This is a genomic window from Longimycelium tulufanense (assembly GCF_014645795.1).
GTDB lineage: Bacteria > Actinomycetota > Actinomycetes > Mycobacteriales > Pseudonocardiaceae > Longimycelium > Longimycelium tulufanense.
Map to the genome: position 1 here is coordinate 1 of NZ_BMMK01000003.1, position 22870 is coordinate 22870.

Consider the following 22870-nt stretch of genomic DNA (forward strand, 5'->3'; position numbering starts at 1 on the left):
AGATCGTCCACGAGTGGAGATCATCTACCCCACCTCAACGATCTACCAAGTGAGACACGCTCTAACTCACGAGCTGGGGAAAACGGTACGTCCGGCACCGCCCCACCACAGTGGTCGAGTCGTTGTGTGCTCACCTTGGCCGTCTACCGGTCAACATCTGCTCACGTCCCCGCCGGGGACCGAACAAAAACGTGACCCTTCTCAAGTTACCAGCGAGTAATGGTGGCGCTGTCACGCCGCTAGCCTGGCATTTGTGCAGCCAGAACACCCCTCGGGTCAGGTGGCTCCGCCCCAGCCGCACCCACAGGCGCCACCGGTCGGGACCGTGCTCCCCTCGCATTACCGCCGGTGCTATGGCTGCGGCCCGGACCACGGTGCCGGGCTGCGGATGCGACTCACCGTGGGTCAACAGGCTTCGATCCACGCCCAGCTCGAGGTGACCGATGACCACCAGGGCGCCCCGGGCCTGGCCCACGGCGGGTTGCTGGCCTGTGCACTGGACGAGGCCCTGGGCACGGTGGCCTGGCTGCTCGGCACGCCCGCGGTCACCGCCCGGCTGGAGACCGAATACCTCACCCCGGTGCCGGTCGGCTCGGTACTGCACATCCACGCGCGCTGCACCGGGGTGACCGGGCGCAAGATCTCGCTGGTGGCAGAGGGCCGCCGCAACGGCCCCACCGGATCCCCCGCGGTACGCGCCACCGCACTGTTCCTCGCCGTGGACCTCGAGCACTTCACCACCCACGGGCGGGTCCACGACGTCGCCCAGGCCATGGCCGACCCCGACTTTGACACCATCCGACGAGCGTTCGGCATCAACCCCTGACACCCGAACGGCGCGCCCGGGGTACGGGTGGTGTTGCTGGCCGGTCGGCCCGACCGGGGTGCGATCATCCCGGCCCGCGTACCGATCGCGCGGATCAGCCGCCGCCACACCGTGCTCGACGTGCCCCTGTCCATGCCAGGCGCCGACCCGACGACTCGGGCCGTCCGCTCCCACCGAGCGGGCCTCGACCGGCTGTGGGCCCACCCTCTCGGGCGTTCTCGCAGCTCACGGGGATGTCGACGTCGTGGCCGGCCCCCTGGTGGGGCGCCGGGTCTCCCGGGGCGGATAGCCTGCGGCCAGAGATCACAGGGTAACGCGATGGCACCAGGATGAGACCAGCATGACCGCAACCCCCTCCTCGGCCGCACTGCGTCGGCTTCCGGTCGTGGTCGGCGTGCTCATCGTGGTGGCGGTGGTGGGTGGGCTGCTGTGGACCGGTCCCGTACGGTGCCTGGACGGCCCCGCGGACGCTGCGTCGGGAGTGGTCCTCGCAGGTGCCCTGGAGGGCGCAACGCCTCACGTCATCCAGGCGGAGCGCAGTACCGAGACCGCTGTCGTGCCGGAACCGGTCACCGATTCCCCCACACCTGACTGTTCGCCCCGCGGTGAGCACCACTCGTTCGCCACAGCGACGCGGCTGAGCAGCAGCGACAACACGGCGCCGATACGGCCGGTGGCGCACCATCGCGCCGGGCCTGTTGGCGCGGCCCGAGTCCCTCCTCCTGCCCTTGGGCCCCCGCCACAAGCCGTCGACCTCACCCTTCTGTCGGTGCTCCGGCTGTAAACGACTGTCGCCGGTCCTCGTGCGGCCGCACCGGGCTGCGTGGCGGCAGTGGTGGGGCATGGCCTTGCCTGGCCACCAGGGGAACGTATTCCCGCTCCCGCGCAGAAACGGGATTACCGGTCGTTTCTCGTCGCCCTCGTGGCCATGCCGGGTGGTGTGCCCGACCGCGGGCATGGCCGGTTCCAAGTCCCCCACATTCCCCTTCTTCGACGTTCGTCAGGGAGTTCCTCGTGACCACCATCTCCGCGATCCGCGGCCGGTGTCAGCAGACCACTCGACGCCTCCACGCCCTGGGCTGGCTGCCCAACCTCGTCCTGCGGGTCAGCATCGGGTTCATGTTCGCCAGCGGCGCGGTCGGCAAGCTTGCCGATCTCGCCGCCTTCACGCGGCTGTTCGAACAGCTTGGCGTCCCCCAGGCGTCCTGGGCCGCACCGGTCGTGGCGTTGATCGAGCTGGTGGGGGGACTGGGCCTCATGGCCGGGGCAGCCACCCGCCTGAGCGCGCTGGCCTTGGCCGCCATCATGATCGGCGCCACCCTGACCGCAGTGGCCCCGCCCCTGCACGACAAGTACCCGACCACCTGGGACTTCCTCAGCAACCTCTTCTATTCCCCAGAATGGCTCCTGGCCTGCCTGCTGGCCTGGCTGGTCTGCGCCGGCGCGGGCAAGGCCAGCGTGGACGCCCTCGTCTCCCGCCGCATCGCGACGTCCCAGCACACCGGCCACCGGAGTCCTTGATGGTTATGTCCAGTGCGCCAACCGGCACACCCACGATCTACCCAACGCTGCTGTACCGGGATGTCAGAGCAGCGATCCAGCAACTCACGGAAGCTTTCGGTTTCACCCGGGCCGCGGTGTACGAAGGCGACGACGGCACCGTCGGGTACGCCGAACTGTCCTATGGCGACGGCACCGTGATGCTGAGCCCGAAGGCCACCGGCGGCATGGCCGACGACATGACCTCAGGTGCCGGAGCGACTGTCCTTTGTGTTCTGGTCGAAGACGCCGACGCACACTTCCAACAGGCACAGCGCGCCGGCGCGGAGATCCTCAGGCCACCCGCGGAGCAGCACGGCTCCCGTTCCTACACGGCCCGTGACGTCGACGGCAACATCTGGACCTTCGGAACCTACGCACCGGGAGCGAACCGGTCGACATAGTCGACCGCTCCGCCGCGGACCAACCCGGCCGCTGCCGTGCGCGGACTCGTCGGCCCCCTGCGATTCCCAAGGCACGCCGTCGACGTCGGCACTCGGCGAGGCTGTCGGCCGTGGCGAGCGCAGGGGGCGATGTGGTCGATGTGAGGGGACGGTGACACGCAACAGGCGAAGTTCAACACCCGGCGCAACGAAAGGGTAGGACGAGGAGGGATGGAGCGTCTTGCGTCTTGTTGAGGTTGCTCCCGGCGTGGAGCTGTGGATCCAAGACACCGGTGACGAGCACGCCCCGCCGTTGCTGCTGATCGCGGGTGCGAACGCGTCGGGTCTGACATGGCCCAAGGAACTGGTGGACGCGCTCGCCCGGCACCACCGCGTGATCCGCTACGACCACCGGGATACCGGCCGTCCGACATGGGGGCCTTCGACGCGCATCCCTACGACGCAACCGACCTCGCCAACGATGCGGTCGCCATCCTCGACGCCCTGGACGTGCACCGCGCCCACGTCGTGGGCTTGTCCCTTGGCGGCAATCTCATCCAGTTGCTGCTGCTTGACCATCGCGACGGACTGCTGTCCGCCACGGTGGTGGGCGCCCGCGCACTCGGCACTTTCGCCGCGGCCCGGACACGCCGGATCTGCCCGGTCCCGACCCGAGGATGTTCCGTGTGTTTGCGCAGGTTGGCAAACCCCGTGACCGCGAGGCGGAGATCACCTGGCGGGTGGAGGAGTTCTGGCGGCTGCTCAACGGACCCGTGCTGCCCTTCGACGCCGAGTGGTTCCGCCGGTTTGAGGAACGACTGATCGACCACACCGGGAGGCTTGACTTCCCCACCACGCACAACCTCATCTTCCCCACCGGGCTCGACCGCGCGACCGAACTGGCCAACGTCAGCACCCCGACGCTGGTCATCGACACCCCCGAAGACCCGGTCAACCCGCCGCCCCACGCCCGCCACCTGGCCTGCCTCATCCCCACCGCCCGGCTGGTCACCATCCCGGGCATGGGACACGCGCTCAGCCCCGCGATCTTCTCCCCGCTGACCGAGGCGATCCTCACCCACACCACAACGGTTGATCGTCACTGACCCTGACCTGGCGAGTTCGGCCCCCACCCCCACCACAACGGGGCCGCAACCGCCCAACAGCGGAACGGCCCCGAAGGGAGCGGTTCGCACAATGACTAATCGGTGGACCAGACGGTCCCCATAAGAACCACCCGGTGTTGGTCGGCACCCACCGGGACCACGCTGGGCCGCAAGAAACTCGCACCGTGGGGGTCTGGGGGCTCGGCCCCCCAACATCATGAACCGGCGACGCGGTCCGCGCTTTCCGCGGACACACGTCCCCTGAGCCGGTGGGGCCGGTGGGATTCGAACCCACACTGGCACGGACCTAAACCGTGTGCCTCTGCCAGTTGGGCTACGGCCCCGTGCCCGGCGGGCCGGTTCGGCCGGGCCGGGCACGATCAGCGTAAGGTGTCGGTCGCGCGGGCGGGCGCGGGACCCGGTGTTCCGGTGTCCCCCACTGGTCGACCGGGCCCGGTCGACTACGGTTGGCGCAGGTAGGCACCGGTGCGAGGAGGACACGTGGCGCGGGACCCCGAGACCATCCAGCGCGAGATCGAGCAGGCGCGTGACGCGCTGGCCGCCACGCTGGACGAGTTGGGCACCAGGGCCAACCCGCAGCGCCTGGTGTCGGCGGGCAGGGCCGAGGTACGGGCGAAGCTGGACGACCCGAAGGTGCGGTACCCGCTGATCGCGTTGGGTGCCCTGGTCGTCCTGGTCCTGTTGCGCAAGCTCTTCCGCTGAGCCCCTTTTCCGCCAACCGGGGGTAACCCCCGAGCCCTGCTCGAGTCGGGCTGGGAAGGTCCGGTAGGCAGTCCGGCCCGTCCCGGGGTGTCAGCGCAGTGCCGGCAGCAACACCCGGTCGACCAGGCCGGCCACGAACATGGCGTCCAGCGGCTCGCCGCTGAGCATCAGCCGGTACACCAGCGCCCCGCCGGCCAGTTCCACGACTAGCCGCACCGGCGCGTCCGGCCGCACCTCGCCGCGTTGCCGGCCACGCTCCAGGATCCGGTCCAGCACGGCGTGCTGGGAGGCCAGGAACGTGTGCCGGAAGGCACTGGCCAGTTCGGGCTCGTGCGGCAGTTCCCCGACCAGGGCCTGGGCCGCCTTGCCGATCGGCCCGGTGAGGAAGGTGCCGAAGCTGGTGAGGAACTCGCGCAGGTCGCCGCCGACCGACCCGGTGTCCGGCTCGGGCAGGTTCCGGCTGGCCAACTGGTTGGTGGTGTCGATCACCAGGTCGAGCTTGGACTCCCAGCGCCGGTAGATGGTGGCCTTGCCGGCGCGGGCCCGGGCGGCCACCGCGTCCATGGTGAGCGCGCGGTACCCGACCTCGGCCATCACCTCCAGCGCGGCCTGTCGCAGTGCCTCGTCCCTGCTCGCGTCGCGCGGACGGCCGCGCTGGGCTGCTGCGCGCGGCTCGTCCTGGGCCGCCGTGGCCAACACTGCCTCCTCCTGGCTCACCGTGCCGGGCACGATCAAGCTCGTCCGGCGCAGCACATCCTAGGCCGCTCCCGATCGCGGCGGTGAGCTGGGACGATGCGCCACGCGGCATGAGTTTGCGCCGGCAAGAGTCTAGCCACGCCCGCCGACGGGCTCGCCCTCCTGCACCGCCTCGTCCGCGAGCACGGCCTCGTCGGCCTCGTCGGCCTTCTCGGTGTCCGGCTCGGTGCTCTCCGTAGCCGCCTCTCTCCGGTCGGCCGCGGGCTCCTCCCACCACCCGGCGGGCAGCTCACCGTGGCGGGCCTGCAGGTAGGCCGCGGTGAAGTCGAAGGCGTTGCCCTCCAACAGGTGCACGACCGTGCGCCGATCCGCCTGCGGGACCAGTTCCTCGACGATCTCCTCGGCGCGGTCGCGGGCCGCGACGAGCCCGGACGCCTCGGCGGTGCGTTCCTTCTCGCCCGCGGTGACGACGACCTTCCAGTCCTCGCCCGCGGGCTCGTAGTTGACGGTGACAGGCGTGTTCGCCATGGCTCCCCCTCCCCCGTGCGCGCGTCCCACCCCCGGGACACGCCACTTGCCAATCCCCAAATTAACCCGTTCGAGTTAAGACACGTTACCCGTCCGGGAGGTCTTCCGGCCGATCGGCGTCGGCCCCGTCCGCAACGTCTTCACACTGCACGAGCATCAACTCGTGCTGGCGCAGATATTCCCGGGCGCCGGAATCGCCGACGGCCGCCGCACGCACTCCCGCCCAGTGCTCCCGCCCCAGCAGCACCGGATGTCCTCGCTCGCCGTGGTAGCTGGCGGCGGCCAGGACCCCGGGTGCGCTGTGCGCGACGAGACGTCGCACGGCGTTCGGGGTGACCCCGGGCATGTCGACCGGCAAGACGACCACGGCCGGCACGGCCGGCCGCTCTCCGAGCACTCCCAGCCCGACCCGCAACGAGGACCCCATCCCCGTCGGCCAGTTCGGGTTGTCCACGATCACACAACCGGCCAGCGGAGCCCGTGCCCGCACCTCCTCGGCCGCGGCCCCCAGTACCACCACCACGGGGTCGCAGCCGCCCGCGCGCAGAACCTCGGCCGCCCGCGTGACCAGGAGGGAGCCGCGGTACCGGACAAGAGCCTTCGGCATGCCAAAGCGGCGCCCCGCCCCGGCGGCCAGCACGAGACCCGCCGGAACAGTCACACCGACCTCGCTCCCCGGCGCCGCGGCATCACGGTGTGCGTGCGGCCGGGACGCGGTCATGGTGGATCGGGCCTTCGGTCGTCGCCAGCGGCGTGCCACTGCCTCCCCGCCGGGTGGCGATGATCTCGGCGGCGATCGACACCGCCGTCTCCTCCGCCGTGCGCGCACCCAGGTCCAGGCCGATCGGTGCGTGCAGCCGCGCCAGCTCGGTCTCGGTCACCCCGGCCTCGCGCAGTCGCCGCACCCGGTCGGCGTGCGTGCGGCGCGACCCCAGTGCGCCCACGTACGCCAGCGGGCGGCGTAGTGCCTCCGCCAGGACCGGCACGTCGAACTTGGCGTCGTGGGTCAGTACGCACACGACGGTCCGCTCGTCGGTCCCGGTGCGTGCCAGGTACTTGTGCGGCCACTCGACGACGACCTCGTGTGCCTGCGGGAAGCGGACCGGTGTGGCGAACACCGGCCGTGCGTCGCACACCGTCACGCGGTAGCCGAGGAAACGCCCCATGGCGGCAACCGCTGCGGCGTAATCGATCGCGCCGAAGACCAGCATGCGCGGCGCGGTTACCCACGACTCGACGAAAACAACACACTCGGTCGTCCCGTCGTGGCACACCGTGCGCAGCCCGGTCAAGCCCTGTTCGAGCATGGCCCGCGTTTCGGCCACCACGACCGAGTCCAGCTCGGGCAGGCCCGTTGATCCGCTGTCGTGAGCTCCGAAGACCGCCAACGCGCGCCCCACCAGCTCGGCAGGGCCGCCCACCACCCGTGCCAGCGCCACCTGCTCCCCGGCTTCGGCCGCCACGTGCTCGGCGGCCACGGCCACCCGCAGCGCCGTCACGATCGCCGGGGCCTCGACCAGCTGCACGAACACGTCCAGCTCGCCACCGCAGGACAGCCCGACGGCGAAGGCGTCCTCGGCCGAGTAGCCGAAGGATTCCCGCCGTGGCTGCCCGTCCGCGAGAACCTCTTGGGCCAGCTGGTAAACGGCGCCCTCGACGCAGCCTCCGGACACGCTCCCGATGACGACGCCGTCGGCCCGCACGGCCATGGCGGCGCCCAGCTCGCGCGGCGTACTGCCGCGCACGGCCACGACACTGGCCACGGCGAACCGTTCGCCCGCCGCGACCCACTCGACAAGCTGCGCTGCGATGTCCTTCATCGCGACCTCCAGGTCAGGCGGTCCCGGGCGGCGAGCGCCGCGGGCCACCGGAAGGACCCACGTCCAGCACACACCCCGCAGCCGGAAGTTGCCACCGTCGTCAACCCCCGATCGCGGCCATCGGCCGCTCCGGTTGCTCGAAGTCGGGCTCGGCAATGCGGTGACCGGCGCCTTTGCCCGCCACCGCGGCCAGCCACAGCTCGGCCAGCTTCGCGTCGGAGGCGCCGTGACGCAGCGCGCCCCGCAGGTCGGTCTCGGCCGTGGCGAACAGGCAGGCCCGCAGCTGGCCGTCCGCGGTGAGCCGGAGCCGGTTGCACGAGCCGCAGAACGGCCTGCTGACCGGGGCGACCACGCCGACGGTCGCCGGGCCGCCGTCCGCCGCGCGCACGCCGTCGAGCAGGTAGGTCTCGGCAGGCGCGGACCCGCGGCCCGGCACGGGGGTGAGCGACCAGCGGGCGGCCAGCCGGTCCAGCACCTCGGCCGCGCCGACCACCGCGTCCGGAGTCCAGTCGCGTTGCGCGTCCAGCGGCATCTGCTCCAGGAACCGCACCTGGTAGCCGTGCTCGACGCAGAACTCGGCGAGGTCGACGACCTCGTCGTCGTTGACGCCCCGCTGCACGACCACGTTGACCTTCATCGGGTGCAGCCCGGCGGCGGCCGCCGCGGCGAGCCCGGCGAGCACCTCGTCTAGCCGGTCCCGCCGGGTGAGGTGGTGGAACCGGTCCCGGCGCAACGTGTCCAGCGAGACGTTGACGCGGTCCAGGCCGGCCCCGGCCAGCGGCCCGGCGAGCCGGGCCAGCCCGACCCCGTTGCTGGTCATCGCCAGCGCCGGCCGCGGCCGGAGAGCCGCCAGGGCACGCACGATGTCCACCAGGCCGCGGCGCAACAGCGGTTCGCCCCCGGTCAACCGGATCGAGGTGATCCCCAGCTCGCGCACGGCGAGCCCCACGGCACGGACGACCTCGCCGTCGGTGAGCAGACTGGCCTTGCTCAGCCACGGCAGGCCCTCGGCGGGCATGCAGTAGCGGCAGCGCAGGTCGCACTTGTCGATCAGGGACACCCGGAGGTCGGTGTGTACCCGACCGAACCGGTCGACCAGGGGACGAACAGCCATTGTTCCTAGCCCTTCAGCAGTGCCTCGATGGGCTCCACCGCGAAGTACACGGCGAACAGCGCGGCGATAAGCGTCATCACCCAGCCGGCCTCACGCCACTTGCCCTTGAAGGTCTTCACGAGCACGAAGGCGATCAGGCCGGCACCGATGCCGTTGGTGATGGAGTAGGTGAACGGGATGACCGCCGCGGTGAGGAACACCGGGATCGTGTAGTCGCTGTCCTGCCACGGAATGTGCCGGCACTGCGCCACCATCATCCCGCCGACCACAACCAGTGCCGGTGCCGCCGCCTGCGCCGGCACCACCGCGGCGAGCGGGGTGAACAGCAACGCGGCGCCGAACAGCAGGCCGGTGACCACACTGGACAGGCCGGTGCGCGCACCCTCTCCGACACCGGCCGCCGACTCCAGGAACACCGTGTTCGGCGAGGAGCCGGTGGCACCACCCGAGACGGCGCCGGCGCCGTCGACGAGCAGGATCCTGCCCATTCCGCGGACCTTGCCCTTGTTGTCGGTCAGCTTGGCTTCCGAGCAGACGCTGGTGATGGTGCCCATCGCGTCGAAGAACCCGGACAGCACCAGCGTGAACAGGAAGACCGTCGCCGTGATGACGCCGGCGGTCACGAAGCCGCCGAACAGGTCTACCTGACCGAACAGGCTGAAGTCGGGACTGCCGACCACGCTGTCCGGAACCTTCGGTTCCACCAGGCCCCACTCGGGAATGCGGAACATGGTGTTCAGGCCGATCGCCAGCAGGGTGGCGACGACGATGCTGATGAGCACCGCGCCCGGCGTCCGCCGGGACACCAGTACGATCATCAGCAGCAGGCCGACGCAGAACACCAGGATCGGCCAGCCCTCCAGGTGCCCGTCGAGCCCCATGCGCACCGGCACCGTGGAGTTCGCCGAGTCCGGCGTCCTGGTCACGAAGCCGGCGCTGACCAGCCCGACCAGCGCGATGTAGAGCCCGATGCCGACGGTGATCGCCGTCTTCATCGGCGCCGGGATGGCGTTGATGATGCGTTCCCGCACCCCGCTGATGGCCATCAGCACGATGCAGACGCCTTCCAGGACCACCAGGCCGAACGCCTGGGCCCAGGTCATGGCCGGCGCCATCTGGAAGGCGACCACGCCGTTGATGCCCAGGCCGGCGGCGATCGCCAGCGGCGCCTTGCCGACCACGCCCATCAGCAACGTCATGACGGCCGCGGACAGCGCGGTCGCGGTGGTCAGCTGCTCGGTGGTCAGCCGGGCGCCGGTGATGTCGGCCGAGGCGCCCAGGATGAGTGGGTTGAGCAGGATGATGTAGGACATCGCCACGAACGTGGTGACGCCGCCGCGGATCTCGCGGCTGAGTGTGCTGCCGCGAGCGCTGATCTCGAAGAAGCGGTCGAGGACCGACCATCGGGTCTCGGGCGGAGCCGCAGGTGGCTCCCCGGTATGGACATCGGTGGTTCGGGTGTCGTCGCGCAGGGTCAACGTGCCCCTCCCATGCCGGTGGGTGTGCTCGGTTCCGACTTCCCTTCGGCCCGTCGGGAGCGTCGGTCTCGGGCACGGTTTGGTTTTTGTTCCGGTGCTCCGGTCAGCACCGTGCGGACCGTCCTGGTCCGCGCCGGCCCCGCTGCTGGCGGGGACCGCGGCGGCTAGTACTCGACCCGGTCGGGGCGGGCCAGCCAGGCGTTGAACGGAGCGTTGCGCTCCGCGTACGGGACCTGCTGGACCGGTACCGACCAGTCGTCCCGTGGGGTCTCGAAAAGGTGGTAGAAGGCGAGGTCGTCGAACCCGGCCGCGGCGGCGTCGTGCCGGTCGGCCGCGTAGACGACCCGGTCGATCCGCGCCCACAGCGCCGCGGACAGACACAGTGGACACGGCTCGCACGAGGTGACCAGCACGCAGCCGTCGAGCTTGAAGTCGTTGAGCCGCTTGCATGCATTGCGGATCGCGACCACCTCGGCGTGCGCGGTGGGGTCGAGCGTCGGGGTGACCTGGTTGGTACCGACGGCCACCACCTCGCTGCCGCGGGCGATCAGGGCACCGAAGGGACCGCCGCCGGTGGCGACGTTGCCGGTGGCCAGTCGCACGGTTTCGGTCAGCAGGGTCCGCTCGTCCTGGGTGGTCGGTTTGGAAACCGGGAGCGCCACGGTGCTCCTCCTCAGGGTTGGTGGGTGTGGTCGGCCCGCCCTGGTGCGCCGGCGGGGCGCACCAGGGCCACGATGGGGATCGGTCAGGTTCCGGTGATGTGCTCCGGTCGTACAGGTACTCGGGGAAGCGCGTTGCCGGTGGCGGCGCGGATCGCGGCCACGATGGCGGGTGTGGACGAGATCGTCGGTGGCTCACCCACGCCGCGCAGCCCGTAGGGGGCGTGCGGGTCGGCCAGCTCCAGCACGTCCACCGTCATCGGTGGCATGTCGAGGATCGTGGGGATCAGGTAGTCGGTGAACGACGGGTTGCGCACCTTGCCGTCAACGACCTGGATCTCTTCCATGACCGCAAGGCCGAGGCCCTGTGCGGAGCCGCCATGGATCTGCCCCACGACCGCCTGCGGGTTCATCGCCTTGCCCACGTCCTGTACGCAGTCCAGCTGGACGACCTTCACCAGGCCCAGCTCGGTGTCGACGTCGACGATGGCCCGGTGGGCGGCGAAACCGTACTGGACGTGCGCGTTGCCCTGTCCGGTCTCGGAATCCACCCGGTAGGTGGGCCGGTGCCGGTACACCTCGGTCTCCTCGACGACGTCGTCACCGAGGACGTCGACGAGGTCGGCGAGCACCACGCCGCTGGCGTCAACCACCTTGCCGCCGGCCAGTTCCAGGCCGTCCGGACCGTGCCCGAGCTTGCGCGCCGCCAGCTCGAAGATGCGTTGCCGCACCGTCTGGCACACCTTCCTTACGGCACCACCGGTGACGTAGGTCTGGCGGGATGCCGAGGTGGAGCCGCCGTTGCCGACGGTGGTGTCCATCGGCGCCACGGTGACCCGCTCGATTCCCAGCTCGGAACGGACGACCTGCTGCTTGACGGTGACCAGGCCCTGGCCCACCTCGGCGGCTGCGGTGTGCACCAGTGCCGCCGGCTCGCCACCGACCGTCTGTACCCGCAGCCGGGCGGTCGAGTAGTCGTCGAATCCTTCGGAGAAGCAGATGTTCTTGATTCCCACGGCGTATCCCACGCCGCGCACCACGCCCTCACCATGGGTCGTGTTGGACACACCGCCGGGCATGTCGCGGATGTCGACCGGTTCCTCGCGGTTCTCCGGCGGCATCGGCAGCCTCCGTAGCCGCCGCATCAGCTCGGCGACGGGCGCGGGGGAGTCGATCACCTGTCCGGTGGGCATGGTGTCGCCCTCGGCGATGGCGTTGTGAACCCGAATCTCCACCGGATCCATGCCGAGCCGTTCGGCGAGCTTGTCCATCTGCGACTCGTAACCGAACGCTGCCTGCACGGCCCCGAAGCCGCGCATCGCGCCACAGGGCGGGTTGTTGGTGTACACGCCCCAGCAGTCGACCGCAACATTGTCCACTCTGTACGGTCCAACGCCGAGGGTTGCCGCGTTGGCCACGACGGCCGGTGTGCTGGACGTGTAGGCGCCCCCGTCCAGGTAGATCTTGGCGCGGACGTAGACCAGTCGACCGTCCTTGGTGGCACCGTGCTCGTAGTAAAGCTTGGCCGGGTGCCGGTGCACGTGCCCGAAGAACGACTCCTCGCGGTTGTACACCATCTTCACCGGCTTTCCGGTGTGCAGCGCGAGCATGCACGCGTGTACCTGCATCGACAGGTCCTCGCGTCCACCGAAGGCACCACCGACGCCGGCCAGGGTGAGGCGCACTTTCTCCAGGGGCAGGCCCAGCGCGTTGGCCACCTGCTTCTGGTCCACGTGCAGCCACTGCGTGGCCACGTAAAGGTCGACCCCACCGTCCTCGGCCGGAACGGCCAGGCCCGACTCCGGGCCGAGGAACGCCTGGTCCTGCATGCCGATCTCGTACTCTCCCACCACCATCACGTCGGCGGTGGCCTCCGGGTCACCCCGGCGGATCTTCAGGTGCCGCACCACATTGCCGTCCGGGTGCAGTGGCGGGCCTTCGCCCTTGGCCGCCGCCACCATGTCGGTGACCGGTGGGAGTTCGGCGTACTCGACCTTGATGCGCGCCACCGCGCGCCTCGCGGTCTCTGGGTGGTCGGCGGCTACCAGCGCGACCGACTCGCCCTGGTAACGGACCCGGTCGACGGCCAGCACCGGCTGATCCGGGTGTTCCAAGCCGTAGATGTTCTCGCCCGGAACGTCCTCGTGCGTCAGTACCGCGTAGACGCCGGGAGTACGCAACGCCTCGGTGAGGTCGATGGACAGGATGCGGGCGTGCGGGTGCGGGCTGCGCAGGGTCGCGCCCCACAGCATGTCCTCGTGCCACAGGTCCGACGAGTAGGCGAACTCGCCGCGGACCTTCAGCGTGCCATCCGGTCGCCGGGGGCTTTCCCCGATACCCCCGGTGACCGCGGTGCTCAACTCCCGGACCGAGTCGCGGGCGGAGGTTCGCTGGGTCATCGGGCCACCTCCCGTGTGATGTAGGCGCTCGTGGCGCGCAGCCGGCGGGCGAGGTCGGGTTCGTCGAGAGTGCGCACCTCGCCGTCGGCGACGACGGTGCGGCCCCCGACGAGAAGTAGGGCCAGCGGTGCCGGCGGGCCGAGCACCAGCGCGGCCACCGGGTCGGCGATCCCGGCGTGCGCCAGCCCGTCCAGCCGCCACACCGCGAGGTCGGCGAGCTTGCCGGGCTCCAGCGAGCCCAGCTCGACGTCCCGGCCGAGGCAGCGGGCGCCGCCCATGGTGGCCAGGTACAGCGCCGTACGGGGCGACAGCGCGGTGGAGCCGTCGTGCTGGCGGGCGAACAGCAACGCCTGGTGCAGTTCCTCCAGCAGGCCGCAGGACTCGTTGGAGGCCGCGCCGTCCACCCCGAGCCCGACCGGTGCCCCGGCGTCGAGCAGGCCTCGTACCGGGGCGATGCCCGCGCCGAGCCGGCCGTTGGAGGTCGGACAGTGCGCGACACCGGTTCCGGTGGCACCGAACCGTTTCACCGCGTCGTCGGACAGGTGCACGGCGTGGGCCAGCCAGACGTCCTCGGCCAGCCAGCCGAGCTGGTCGGCGTACTCGGCCGGGGTGCAGCCGAACTCCTCCAGGCACCGTCGCTCCTCGTCGGCGGTCTCGGCCAGGTGCGTGTGCAGCCGGACTTCCTTGCGGCGGGCCAGGTTCGCCGCCTGCTCCATCAGCTCACGGGTGACCGAGAACGGCGAGCACGGGCCGACCGCGATGCGGATCCGGGCGCCTGGCGCCGGGTCGTGATAGGTGTCGATGGCCTGCTCGGTGGCGACCAGCGCGACCTCGGTGTCCTCCACAATGTGGTCCGGCGGTAGCCCGCCGTGGGACTCGCCGCGATCCATCGAGCCACGAACCGCGTGCAGCCGGACACCCACGTCGTCCGCGGCGGTGACCAGCGCGTGGATCTGGTCACCCCCCTCTCGGGGGAAGAGGTAGTGGTGGTCGGCCGCGGTGGTGCAACCGGTGCGGGCCAGCCAGGTGAGGCCGGCGGTGGCCGCGACATGCGTTGCCGCGGCGTCCAACCGTCCCCAGACGGGGTAAAGCGTGGTCAGCCACTCGAACAGGGTGGCGTTCTGGGCGAGGCCACGGGTTACCCACTGGTAAAGATGATGATGCGTGTTGACGAAACCGGGCGTGACGAGGCAGCCACTGCCGTCGACGCGCTGTGTGGGCGTCTCGGTGGTGGGGGCCGGTCCCTCGCCCACGGCGACGATGTGCTCACCCTCAACGACCACGTGCCCGGAGCGGTACTCCGTGCCCGCGGCGTCGACGGTGGCGATCGCCGCGTTCTCGACAACGAGGCGCCCGGTCATTTCGAGTCCTCAGTGGACGGTGTGACCCGGGCCGCGGCCAGCCGCACCGCGTCCATGATCTTCTCGTATCCGGTGCAGCGGCACAGGTTCCCGGCCAACGCCTCTCGGATTTCGGCGTCGGAGGGTTGGTTGTTACGTCGGACGAGGTCGTGCGCGGCGACCAGCAGGCCCGGTGTGCAGAACCCGCACTGCACCGCGCCGGCCGCCACGAACGCCTCCTGCACCGGGTCGAGCTGCTCGTCGTCGCCGGCGAGCCCTTCGACGGTGCGCACCTCACGCCCCTGGACCTGCCCGGCCGCCACCAGGCACGCACACACCGGCACGTCGTCCAGGTAGACCGTGCAGGAGCCGCACTCGCCCTGTTCGCAGGCGTTCTTCGAGCCCGGCAGGCCCAACCGCTCCCGCAGCACGTAGAGCAGGCTCTCGCCCTCCCAGACGTCGTCGGCTTCCCGCTGTTCGCCATTGACGGTGAAGGTCACGCGCATGCCGGCCAGCTCCCTCCGCAGTAGTCCTGCCACACCCAACCGAGCGTGCGGCGGGCGAGGACGGCCAGCGCGTGCCGGCGGTAGGCCGCGCTGCCGCGTACGTCGTCGATGGGGGATGCCGCCTGGGCCACCAGTTCGCCGAACCTCCGCCGGACCGAGTCGGTCAGCGGGCGCGGTGCCGACCACAGGCCGGCCGCTGTCAGCTCGCCCGACAGGAACTCCTCGGCGGCACTGGCCCGGCGCGGGGTCGGGGCTGCCGACCCGATCCCGGTGCCCACCCGCTGCTGTTCGGGGTGCAGGGCCAGGCCGAACGCGCACACCGCGATCACCATCGCGTTGCGGGTGCCCACCTTGGCGAACTGCTGCGGCCCGCGGGCCACATCCAGGTGGATGGCGGCGATCAGCTCGTCGGGTTCCAGGGCGTTCCGCTTGACGCCGGTGTAGAACTCGGCGGCCGGGATCATCCGGGTACCCCGCACGGACGCCACCTCGACGACCGCGTCGGCCGCCAGCAACGCCGGATGGGAGTCACCGGCCGGCGAGGCGGCTCCCAGGTTCCCACCGACCGTGCCCCGGTTGCGGATCTGGGGGGATCCGACGGTACGGGAGGCCATCGCCAGCCCGGGCAGCTCGTCGCCCAGCTCGGTAATGACCCGCGCGTAGGGCACGCCGGCGCCCAGGCGTACCCGACCGTCCTCTTCGGACCATTCGGCCAGCTCCGCGACCCGGTTCAGGTCCAGCAACGCCTCCGGCCTGCGGTGGTCGAAGTTCAGCTCCACCATGACGTCGGTGCCGCCGGCCACCGGCACCGCACCCGGACGCTCGGACTTGATCCGCAGCGCCTCGGACCAGCTCGTCGGTTGCAGGAAGTCCATCATGGACACTCCTCGAGGGAAGTCAGGACCAGGCCAGGCCGGCCGGGGGTGCGTCGTCGCGCTGGACCGTGCCCTCGATCAGGCCGTACGGCCGGTCGTCGGCGTGGAACACCTCGTTGGGGTTGTCCAGGCCGAACGGCGCCAGGTCGACCAGGAAGTGGTGCTTGTTCGGCAGGCTCAGCCGCACCTCGACGATCTCCGGACAGTTGGTCAGCACCCGCTCCCCCATCGCGTACAGCGTCTGCTGCAGCGAGAGGCTGTGGGTCTCGGCGAATGCCTCCAGCAAGCTCTGCCGGGCGGTGGTGTAGGACTTGCCCCAGTCGGTGCCCTCGGCCGCGGCGTGCCGCCAGGTCGCGTCGACCGCGGTGGCCAGGATGCGGTCGTCGGTCTCCTTCAGCGTGGTGTAGCCGTCCTTGATGTAGCCCCAAAACTCCGATCCGGTGGAGTTGAGGACGATCAGGTCCGTGATCCCGGAAACCACCCACGCCTGCGCACCGTCGTAGTTCACCACCGTGGTCCGGGTTCCCTCTCCGGAACGGGCGAACGAGTGGTGCGCGGGCGAGCCACCCACCTCCAGCCGCGTCCACGGGTACTGCCCGACGCTGACCCGGGCGCGCTGGATGGAGGGCTGGGAGTTGACGAAGTGCCGCGCCAGCCGCAGCGCGTACGACTCGATCTCCCCGATCCCGTCCCGGGCGAACGCGAAGACCGTGTTCTTCTGCGTGTCGGTGGGGAGCACCTTGTCGTTGGCACCGGTCAGGTGCGTGTCCGTCATGTCGCCGGACAACGCCACGCTGACGTTGAGGTCGGTGATCCGGTGCCCGTCGGGGTCCCGGTCGATGCGGACGAGGCGGTTCTCCGCCTTGCCGTACTGGTTCGGGCCCAACACGATCGACATGCGTCAGCTCCCTCGGTACGTGGAGTAGGCGAACGGGCTGAGCAACAGGGGAACGTGGTAGTGCTCAGCCGGGTCGGCGATCCGGAAGGTGACCGTCACCTCCGGGTAGAAGGCGTCGGCACCCAGGTATGTGCCGGTGTCGAAGACGAGGCGATGCACGCCGGCACCGGGGTTCCAGCCGGTGATGCGGCCGTCGTCGTTGGTGTTCGCGCTGGCGACCAGCTCCCAGCCGTCGCCGGCGGCCTGCTCCAGGCGGACGGCCAGGCCGGCGGCGGGGCGCCCCCGCGCGGCGTCCAACACGTGCGTGGAGAGGCTCATTCGCCCACCAACCTCCCGAGTCGCAGGGCCACGATCCGGCGCAGCTCCTCGCGTACGACCGCACGCTCGGTCTCGACGTCGTTGTGCAGCCGGGACCGGAGCTCGGCCAGCACCTCGGCGGCGCTCCGCCCGGTGGCACAGATCAGGAAGACGTGCCCGAACCGCTCCTCGTAGGCGAGGTTTCCCGCCAGCAGCTCCTCGGCAACCGACTGGTCCGGCGTGGCCGCGGCGGCCTGTTCCTGTCGGGACCAGCGCGCCTCCCGGTCGGTGCCCCGGGTCCGCTCGCCGATCCGCGGGTGCGCCGTCAGCGCCCGCAGCACCCCGTCCCAGTCCAGCTCGGCAAGGGCCGCATCGGCCGCGTCCCGCAGCCCGGCCAGGTCCGGGTAGGGGCGCCCGGCCGCGAGCCGGTCGGCCCACTCCGGGACCGCGCAGCAGGCCAGCAGCTGCTCGACCGCCCCCGACCGGGGCAGCGCGTTGAACCGGTCGACATCACCCGCGGTTACCGCACCGGACAAGGCCCGCTCACCTCCTGTTTCCACCCCGTGCATCGATGTGAGTGAGTACACACACGGTCGAGTGAGCGAGCTAGGGCTGGAAGGCATGAAACCGGGTGGTGCCGGACGGTGGGCTTTTGTGGTTTCCTCCAATGCCGATGCGGCCGGGGAGGTGAGGGCTCGTGCTGCTACGCACCCTGCTGGAGGCACGGGAGCTGAAACTGTCGGTGTTGGTCGGCGCGGACGCCCTGGACCGGCCGCTGCGCTGGGCCTTCACCACCGACCTGCGCGACCCGCGGCGCTACCTGTCCGGCGGTGAGCTGGTGCTGACGGGGATGATGTGGCGCCGCGGCCCGGCCGACTCCGAGCGCTTCGTCTCCGCCGTGGTCGAGGCCGGCGTGGCCGCGGTGGTGGCCGGCACGGCCGGTGTCGGGGCGGTCCCCGAGGACATGGTCGAGGCGTGCCGCCGGTACGGGCTGCCGCTGTTGGAGGTGGCCGAGGACATCTCCTTCGCCACCATCACAGAGCGGGTCATCCTCACCCTGGCCGCCGAACGGTCCGGCCAGGCCAGCGAGCAGGCCACCGCGCTGGAGCGGCACCGCCAGCTGGTCACCGCGGTGGCCGAGGGCGGCGGGCTGGGCGAGCTGCTCCGGCTGGGCGCGGCCGAGCTGGGCGCGGACTGCCGGGTGGTCACCCCGACCGGGCGCCTGGTCGCGGGCACCGGACCGGAGCTGCTGCCCGGCCAGCGCGCCGAGCTGGCGCGCCGGTTCCTGCTGGCCGACCGGCTCCCGCGCACGGTCCGGCTGCCCGGGCACGGCCCGGTCGGGCTGCTGGCCGCCGGTGCCCGCGGCGGCAACCGGCTGACGAGCTGGGCGCTGGCCGTCGACGGCGACCTGGAGCGGCGGCCGGAGCCGCAGCGGGCGCTGGCCACCGAGCTGGCCGGCCTGGTCGGCCTGGAGCGGGTGCGGGCCGAGGAGCGGCGGCGCATCGAGAACCGCCCGGCCGCGACGCTGGCCCGGCTGGTGCTGACCGAGGGCGGCGGGCACGCCGAGATCGCCACCCGGCTCGGCGCGGCCGGCTTCGACCCCGAGCTGCCGCTGCGGGTGCTGTCCGCCGAGGTCGTCGGCGTCCCGGTGGCCTTCGCCGGAACTCTGCTGGACGAGCTGGTCGCCGAGCTGGTGCCGCACGCGCTGGTCGCACCGACCGGGGAGGAGGCGCTGGCCGTGGTGGCCGCGCCACCGGACCGGCTGGGTGCCCTCGTGGGCCAGCTGCGGGAGGGCGCGCGCGTGGTCCAGGCCGGGCTGGGCGCGGCACGACTCGTGATCGGGGTCAGCGGCCCGGTCGCCGTGGCCGGGGTCCGGGCCGCGGCGGTGGAGGCCCGCAGTGCCCGCCGGCTCGCGGTGCACCGCGATCCCCGGGGCGGGGTCTTGTCCGGCGAGGAGATCGCCTCCCACCAGCTGCTCCTGGCGACGGTGCCGGACGAGCTGCGGGACTCGTTCCGGGCCCGGCTGCTGGGCCCGCTCCGGGAGTACGACGCCGAGCACGGCAGCGATTTGGTCCACACGCTCCGGGTGTTCCTGGACTGTGCGTGCTCCTGGACCCGGACGGCGGCGCAGCTCCACCTGCACGTCAACACGCTTCGGTATCGGATGGGGCGGATCGAGGAGCTGACCGGGCGGCGGATGAGCTCGTTCGCCGATCGCGTCGACCTGTTCCTCGCCCTGGAGCTCGGGCCGACACCGCAGCCCTGACCCCACGGATCGGGCCTGTTTCTTCAGCGGTGCTGTCACGGCGCGGGGTCGAGCAGCACTGTCCGGAGCAGGTCGACGGGAAAGGGCCGAGGGCTGCTCGCCGCCGGGCACACCAGCGACGACGGCCGTATCACTGACCGGCCCCGGCGCTGGCATGCTCTGTCCCATCAGCACGATGGCGTCCCGTGGCTGGGACGGACGCAGCTGAGGCTAGGGACGCTCGGCCTCGTAACGGCGCTCGAAAGTCGGCTCGGCGTGCACGCCGCTGGCGCCGGCGCATGCCCACGGTGCTCCGTCCTTGTCCACCAGGTGGAGCTTGCCCTCGATGACCCGCTGGGCTCGGGTGGAGACACCCTCCGGCATGCGCACGACGCCGAGCCGGCGGGCACCGGACAGGTCGGCGAGCTTGGTGATCTCCTCGGCGGAGGTGTTCAGCCCGGGTGCCTCCACGTGCACCTCGAGCACCTCACCCGTCTCCAGGTCGTAGATGGCGTACCCGACCATGCCGACAACCTCCTCCTGTACCCCTGGGCCCGACCGGGTGTCGGGCCTCGTTGCGGCGTCGCATGCACACCGGCCGGTCAGGTGATGTCGTAGACGACGCCCTCGGCCCGGTGCAGTCCGCCGGTGCCGCGGAGCTTGATCGTCACGCGGGTGCTGTTGCTGAGCACCTCGGTGAGGCCGAGACGTTTCACGCTCTGCTCCACGTCGAGCCCGTCGTCGCGGACACCGCAGCGCACAAGGTGGCCCGACCGCCGACACACCGTCGAGATGTACACCTGCCCCGCGTCGCCACCCTGCTTCGCGACCAGCGCCCCGGTGACCAGGTAGATGCGGTTCGGGTCGAGGGTGAGCGTCAGGGAACCGGTGATCTTGCCCTGGGTCCAGATCCAGTAGGTCTGGTAGACGAACATCGCGACCTCCCTGCGCCCAGGTCAAGCCTGGGTTCCACCGCGGGCGGCGGCAACGTGAAAGCCCCCTATCACCCTTTCGGAGCAGGGAAAGTCCGCCGGTGGCGGGCAGGAACCCGGTTTCCCCGACCCGTGTCCGCCTCGGCGTGCGCGCCATCCGGGTGGACCTTCTTTCACTTCAGGGAAACCGCGGCCCGCCGACCAGCAGGATCGAACACCGGACCGCACCCGGCTCAATTGTCCAATGTGGAGCTCGGGCGGGACGTCCGTTGGGAACAGATGGGGGAAGAATGCGACTGCGACCACTCGCCGCTGTCGGCGCCCTGCTCGTCGCCGCCGGCCTGCTCGTCGCACCCACTGCGACGGCGACCACGGCGACCACACAGGAAACCGGGCTGGCTCAGGTCGACCGTGCGATCTTGCAGAAAATTGCCGACGAGGCGGTGCGGGGCGCGCCGCCCGGTGTCATCGTCCGCGTCGACGACCGGCGCCAGGGCACGATCCGGGTGCGGTCCGGCCTGGCCGATCTCGACACCGGACGGCCGGTAACACCGAATTCCCACTACCGAGTCGGCAGCATCACCAAGACGTTCACCGCGGTCGTGGTACTCCAGCTCGTTCACGAGGGGCACCTCAGCCTCGACGACAAGGTGGACAAGATCCTGCCCGGCATGGTGCGTGGCAGCGACAAGATCGCGGTCCGTCACCTGTTGAACCACACCAACGGCCTCTACACCATCCCGGACACGGAGCTGGCGAAGCGGATGCTCTCCGACCCGAAGCAGCCGACGACCGCGGCCGACCTGGTGGCGTACGGGAACCGCAAGGGCGCAGCACCCAGCCCGGACGGGAGCTGGGGCTTTGAGCCCGGTACCAAGCAGGTCTACAACAACCTGGCCTTCAACGTTCTCGGCCTGATCGCCGAGAAGGTCACCGGCCAATCGCTTACTTCCCTGTACCAGCAACGAATTCTGCGTCCGCTGCACCTGCACGGCACGAGCCTGCCGTCAACGCATCAGCTCCCCCGTCCGCACGCCCGGGGCTACACCGAGTGGAAGCAGTGGGACGTGCCGTTCGGTGACTTCACCGACTGGCACCCGTCGTGGGGTGGTGCCGCGGGCGGCATCGTGTCGACTACCAAGGACCTCAACCGCTTCTACCGCGCGTTGGTTCAGGGGCGGCTGCTTCCCCCACAGCTGCTGAAGGAAATGCGTACCCCGTTCTCGGGTCCCTCCCACCTCGGCAAGTACGGTTTCGCATTGGCGATCGAGGATCTGTCGTGCGGCGTGACGGTGAACGGACACGGTGGTGGGGTTCCCGGTTTCGAGAGCCTGTCCCTCACCTCCCAGGACGGCTCCCGGCAGATCAGCGTGTCAGTCAACTATCTCGGTGACGGCCCTCGCTCCCCCGCTGTCGTCACCGCCTTCCACAACCTGCGGCAGAAGACCTTCTGCGGTTAGGCCGGCAAGTCGCGACACTGGTGTGAGTCCGCCGGTTCGTGGTGCTGTTCCTGCTGGTGCGGCACCACGAACCCGCCTGCCGGGGGTGTTCGGCCACGACGGATGGCACAAGTCGCTGCCCTCACTTCGCGGGCAGGTTTCCCAGCACCATGCGCGTGACCTCGTTCGCCCGGCGGCACCGTTCGTCGTCGTCCGGTCGGGGGCTCGTCGGTTCCGTGCTCGTGGGTTCCGTGCGGGACACGACGTCGAGCATCTGCCCGGTCGCGACATCCACCGACAGCGTGCAGACCTCGGTGCGGTCCGCGTCGGGGATCCTGACCTCCACCGCCGGGTAGCCCTCCACCGTAAGCTCCCGCCGCGTTCCGCGGAGCTGGTCCGGGCCCACGGCCGCCAGCCCGCGCGTGGTCGAGAGGACCACGCCCACGACAGCCGGTCCTTCGCCGCGGAAGGTGCAGGCGGCACTCTCGAACTCCTGCCCGGCGCGACCCGCCGGTGGACGGTCCATCCCGAGCCGCCCCAGCTGGTCGGCCGTGAGAACCGAGCAGGGGTCGACGCCGTCCAGGCGGAGCTCACGGGGCCGGGTGGCACCCGGTGTGCCGTCCCCGGATCCGGGGGCAGGCGCACCGACCACCCCCGTCGCGCAACCGGAGACGAAAAGCACCGCGGCGAACAGTCCCAGCCAGCGAGTCATCGCATCAGCCCAGATCGCACCAATCCGCCTCGGTGCCTCCCTCGGCACCACGGGCAGCACGACGCAGCTGGGCGAGAATGGTCCGGATCTGCTCCTGGTAAGCCGTGACCGCGGCGAACACCGAGTGCGCCTCGGTGGGCGGCGTGGCCGGAGTTGTTGTGACGTCGAGGTCTTCGGTGACCGGTTGCGGCCGCAGTCCTCTGCACACATCGTCGAGCAACGGTGACAGCCGGTCGAGCGTGCCCTGGAACAGTGCCATCGCCGCCGGGAGCTGCTCGCGGTCGAACTGGAATGCGGCGACCGGTTCCTGCGGATCCCCAGCCATGAAACACGCTCCGCTCGGCAGTCGGACATC

General features: G+C 70.8%; 26 protein-coding genes, 1 tRNA gene and 1 pseudogene. 9 read left to right on the top strand and 19 right to left on the bottom strand.

Annotated features, from left to right (window positions below):
• Positions 1 to 388 precede the first annotated feature (388 nt).
• The 6 genes and pseudogenes from IEY55_RS04710 (at position 389) to IEY55_RS31865 (ending at position 3854) form a co-directional block, all read left to right on the top strand.
• The gene (locus IEY55_RS04710; protein WP_189054344.1) at positions 389 to 826 is read left to right on the top strand and encodes a PaaI family thioesterase; all 438 of its coding nucleotides are present in this window, start codon (positions 389 to 391) and stop codon (positions 824 to 826) included.
• Positions 827 to 1166: 340 nt separating this feature from the next.
• Positions 1167 to 1610, top strand: a complete 444-nt coding sequence (locus IEY55_RS04715; RefSeq protein WP_189054346.1) for a hypothetical protein — start codon at positions 1167 to 1169, stop codon at positions 1608 to 1610.
• A gap of 230 nt (positions 1611 to 1840) precedes the next feature.
• On the top strand, positions 1841 to 2347 hold the full coding sequence (locus IEY55_RS04720; RefSeq protein WP_189054348.1) for a DoxX family protein: 507 nt from the start codon (positions 1841 to 1843) through the stop codon (positions 2345 to 2347).
• Positions 2347 to 2769: a VOC family protein gene (locus IEY55_RS04725; protein ID WP_189054350.1), complete on the top strand. Its 423-nt coding sequence runs from the start codon at positions 2347 to 2349 to the stop codon at positions 2767 to 2769. The genes IEY55_RS04720 and IEY55_RS04725 overlap by 1 nt, the downstream gene beginning before the upstream one ends.
• Positions 2770 to 3180: 411 nt before the next feature.
• A pseudogene (locus IEY55_RS31860) lies at positions 3181 to 3312 on the top strand (alpha/beta fold hydrolase); the annotation flags it as partial.
• A gap of 122 nt (positions 3313 to 3434) precedes the next feature.
• The gene (locus IEY55_RS31865) at positions 3435 to 3854 is read left to right on the top strand and encodes an alpha/beta fold hydrolase (protein ID WP_229686057.1); all 420 of its coding nucleotides are present in this window, start codon (positions 3435 to 3437) and stop codon (positions 3852 to 3854) included.
• Between the two features lie 270 nt (positions 3855 to 4124).
• Here the strand turns inward: IEY55_RS31865 and IEY55_RS04735 are convergent.
• Positions 4125 to 4198, bottom strand: a tRNA-Leu gene (locus IEY55_RS04735).
• Between the two features lie 157 nt (positions 4199 to 4355).
• Between IEY55_RS04735 and IEY55_RS04740 the strand changes: the two genes are divergently transcribed.
• Complete coding sequence (locus tag IEY55_RS04740; protein WP_189054352.1) at positions 4356 to 4577, top strand: DUF3618 domain-containing protein; 222 nt, start codon at positions 4356 to 4358, stop codon at positions 4575 to 4577.
• Positions 4578 to 4667: 90 nt separating this feature from the next.
• On the opposite strand, the gene IEY55_RS04745 is transcribed toward IEY55_RS04740, so the two are convergent.
• The 14 genes from IEY55_RS04745 to uraD all read right to left on the bottom strand — a co-directional run bounded on the left by IEY55_RS04745 (position 4668) and on the right by uraD (position 17723).
• On the bottom strand, positions 4668 to 5306 hold the full coding sequence (locus IEY55_RS04745) for a TetR/AcrR family transcriptional regulator (protein ID WP_229686058.1): 639 nt from the start codon (positions 5304 to 5306) through the stop codon (positions 4668 to 4670).
• Between the two features lie 99 nt (positions 5307 to 5405).
• Positions 5406 to 5801, bottom strand: coding sequence for a hypothetical protein (locus IEY55_RS04750; RefSeq protein ID WP_189054354.1), 396 nt, complete (start codon positions 5799 to 5801; stop codon positions 5406 to 5408).
• A gap of 85 nt (positions 5802 to 5886) precedes the next feature.
• Positions 5887 to 6462 carry a nucleotidyltransferase family protein gene (locus IEY55_RS04755; protein ID WP_268239276.1) on the bottom strand — a complete coding sequence of 192 codons (576 nt, stop codon included), beginning with the start codon at positions 6460 to 6462 and terminating at the stop codon, positions 5887 to 5889.
• Between the two features lie 28 nt (positions 6463 to 6490).
• Positions 6491 to 7621 carry an XdhC family protein gene (locus tag IEY55_RS04760; RefSeq protein WP_189054358.1) on the bottom strand — a complete coding sequence of 377 codons (1131 nt, stop codon included), beginning with the start codon at positions 7619 to 7621 and terminating at the stop codon, positions 6491 to 6493.
• 100 nt (positions 7622 to 7721) lie between these two features.
• Positions 7722 to 8735 carry a GTP 3',8-cyclase MoaA gene (moaA, locus tag IEY55_RS04765; RefSeq protein WP_189054360.1) on the bottom strand — a complete coding sequence of 338 codons (1014 nt, stop codon included), beginning with the start codon at positions 8733 to 8735 and terminating at the stop codon, positions 7722 to 7724.
• A 5-nt stretch (positions 8736 to 8740) separates the two neighbouring features.
• Positions 8741 to 10111, bottom strand: coding sequence for an NCS2 family permease (locus IEY55_RS04770; protein WP_229686096.1), 1371 nt, complete (start codon positions 10109 to 10111; stop codon positions 8741 to 8743).
• A gap of 266 nt (positions 10112 to 10377) precedes the next feature.
• Positions 10378 to 10875: a nucleoside deaminase gene (locus IEY55_RS04775; RefSeq protein WP_308424717.1), complete on the bottom strand. Its 498-nt coding sequence runs from the start codon at positions 10873 to 10875 to the stop codon at positions 10378 to 10380.
• 83 nt (positions 10876 to 10958) lie between these two features.
• On the bottom strand, positions 10959 to 13271 hold the full coding sequence (pucD, locus tag IEY55_RS04780) for a xanthine dehydrogenase subunit D (protein WP_189054362.1): 2313 nt from the start codon (positions 13269 to 13271) through the stop codon (positions 10959 to 10961).
• On the bottom strand, positions 13268 to 14632 hold the full coding sequence (locus IEY55_RS04785; protein ID WP_189054364.1) for an 8-oxoguanine deaminase: 1365 nt from the start codon (positions 14630 to 14632) through the stop codon (positions 13268 to 13270). The genes pucD and IEY55_RS04785 overlap by 4 nt, the downstream gene beginning before the upstream one ends.
• Positions 14629 to 15117, bottom strand: a complete 489-nt coding sequence (locus tag IEY55_RS04790; RefSeq protein ID WP_189054366.1) for a (2Fe-2S)-binding protein — start codon at positions 15115 to 15117, stop codon at positions 14629 to 14631. Before IEY55_RS04790 ends, IEY55_RS04785 begins: the two co-directional genes overlap by 4 nt.
• Positions 15108 to 15992, bottom strand: a complete 885-nt coding sequence (locus tag IEY55_RS04795) for an FAD binding domain-containing protein (RefSeq protein ID WP_189054817.1) — start codon at positions 15990 to 15992, stop codon at positions 15108 to 15110. The genes IEY55_RS04790 and IEY55_RS04795 overlap by 10 nt, the downstream gene beginning before the upstream one ends.
• A 22-nt stretch (positions 15993 to 16014) precedes the next feature.
• The gene (gene pucL, locus IEY55_RS04800) at positions 16015 to 16890 is read right to left on the bottom strand and encodes a factor-independent urate hydroxylase (RefSeq protein ID WP_189054368.1); all 876 of its coding nucleotides are present in this window, start codon (positions 16888 to 16890) and stop codon (positions 16015 to 16017) included.
• A gap of 3 nt (positions 16891 to 16893) precedes the next feature.
• On the bottom strand, positions 16894 to 17208 hold the full coding sequence (gene uraH, locus IEY55_RS04805) for a hydroxyisourate hydrolase (protein WP_189054370.1): 315 nt from the start codon (positions 17206 to 17208) through the stop codon (positions 16894 to 16896).
• Entirely contained in the window at positions 17205 to 17723 is a 519-nt protein-coding gene (uraD, locus tag IEY55_RS04810) for a 2-oxo-4-hydroxy-4-carboxy-5-ureidoimidazoline decarboxylase (RefSeq protein WP_229686059.1), read from the bottom strand. The genes uraH and uraD overlap by 4 nt, the downstream gene beginning before the upstream one ends.
• Positions 17724 to 17884: 161 nt before the next feature.
• Between uraD and IEY55_RS04815 the strand changes: the two genes are divergently transcribed.
• Positions 17885 to 19453, top strand: a complete 1569-nt coding sequence (locus tag IEY55_RS04815) for a PucR family transcriptional regulator (RefSeq protein ID WP_189054374.1) — start codon at positions 17885 to 17887, stop codon at positions 19451 to 19453.
• Positions 19454 to 19663: 210 nt separating this feature from the next.
• Here IEY55_RS04815 and IEY55_RS04820 read toward each other — a convergent pair whose 3' ends face one another.
• Both IEY55_RS04820 and IEY55_RS04825 read right to left on the bottom strand, forming a co-directional pair.
• Entirely contained in the window at positions 19664 to 19957 is a 294-nt protein-coding gene (locus tag IEY55_RS04820) for a hypothetical protein (protein WP_189054376.1), read from the bottom strand.
• Positions 19958 to 20034: 77 nt separating this feature from the next.
• Positions 20035 to 20367 carry a hypothetical protein gene (locus tag IEY55_RS04825; RefSeq protein WP_189054378.1) on the bottom strand — a complete coding sequence of 111 codons (333 nt, stop codon included), beginning with the start codon at positions 20365 to 20367 and terminating at the stop codon, positions 20035 to 20037.
• A gap of 287 nt (positions 20368 to 20654) precedes the next feature.
• Between IEY55_RS04825 and IEY55_RS04830 the strand changes: the two genes are divergently transcribed.
• Positions 20655 to 21824, top strand: a complete 1170-nt coding sequence (locus IEY55_RS04830; protein WP_189054380.1) for a serine hydrolase domain-containing protein — start codon at positions 20655 to 20657, stop codon at positions 21822 to 21824.
• Between the two features lie 121 nt (positions 21825 to 21945).
• On the opposite strand, the gene IEY55_RS04835 is transcribed toward IEY55_RS04830, so the two are convergent.
• Both IEY55_RS04835 and IEY55_RS04840 read right to left on the bottom strand, forming a co-directional pair.
• Positions 21946 to 22515, bottom strand: a complete 570-nt coding sequence (locus IEY55_RS04835) for a DUF3558 domain-containing protein (RefSeq protein WP_189054382.1) — start codon at positions 22513 to 22515, stop codon at positions 21946 to 21948.
• 4 nt (positions 22516 to 22519) lie between these two features.
• Positions 22520 to 22840, bottom strand: coding sequence for a hypothetical protein (locus tag IEY55_RS04840; RefSeq protein WP_189054384.1), 321 nt, complete (start codon positions 22838 to 22840; stop codon positions 22520 to 22522).
• Positions 22841 to 22870 lie beyond the last annotated feature (30 nt).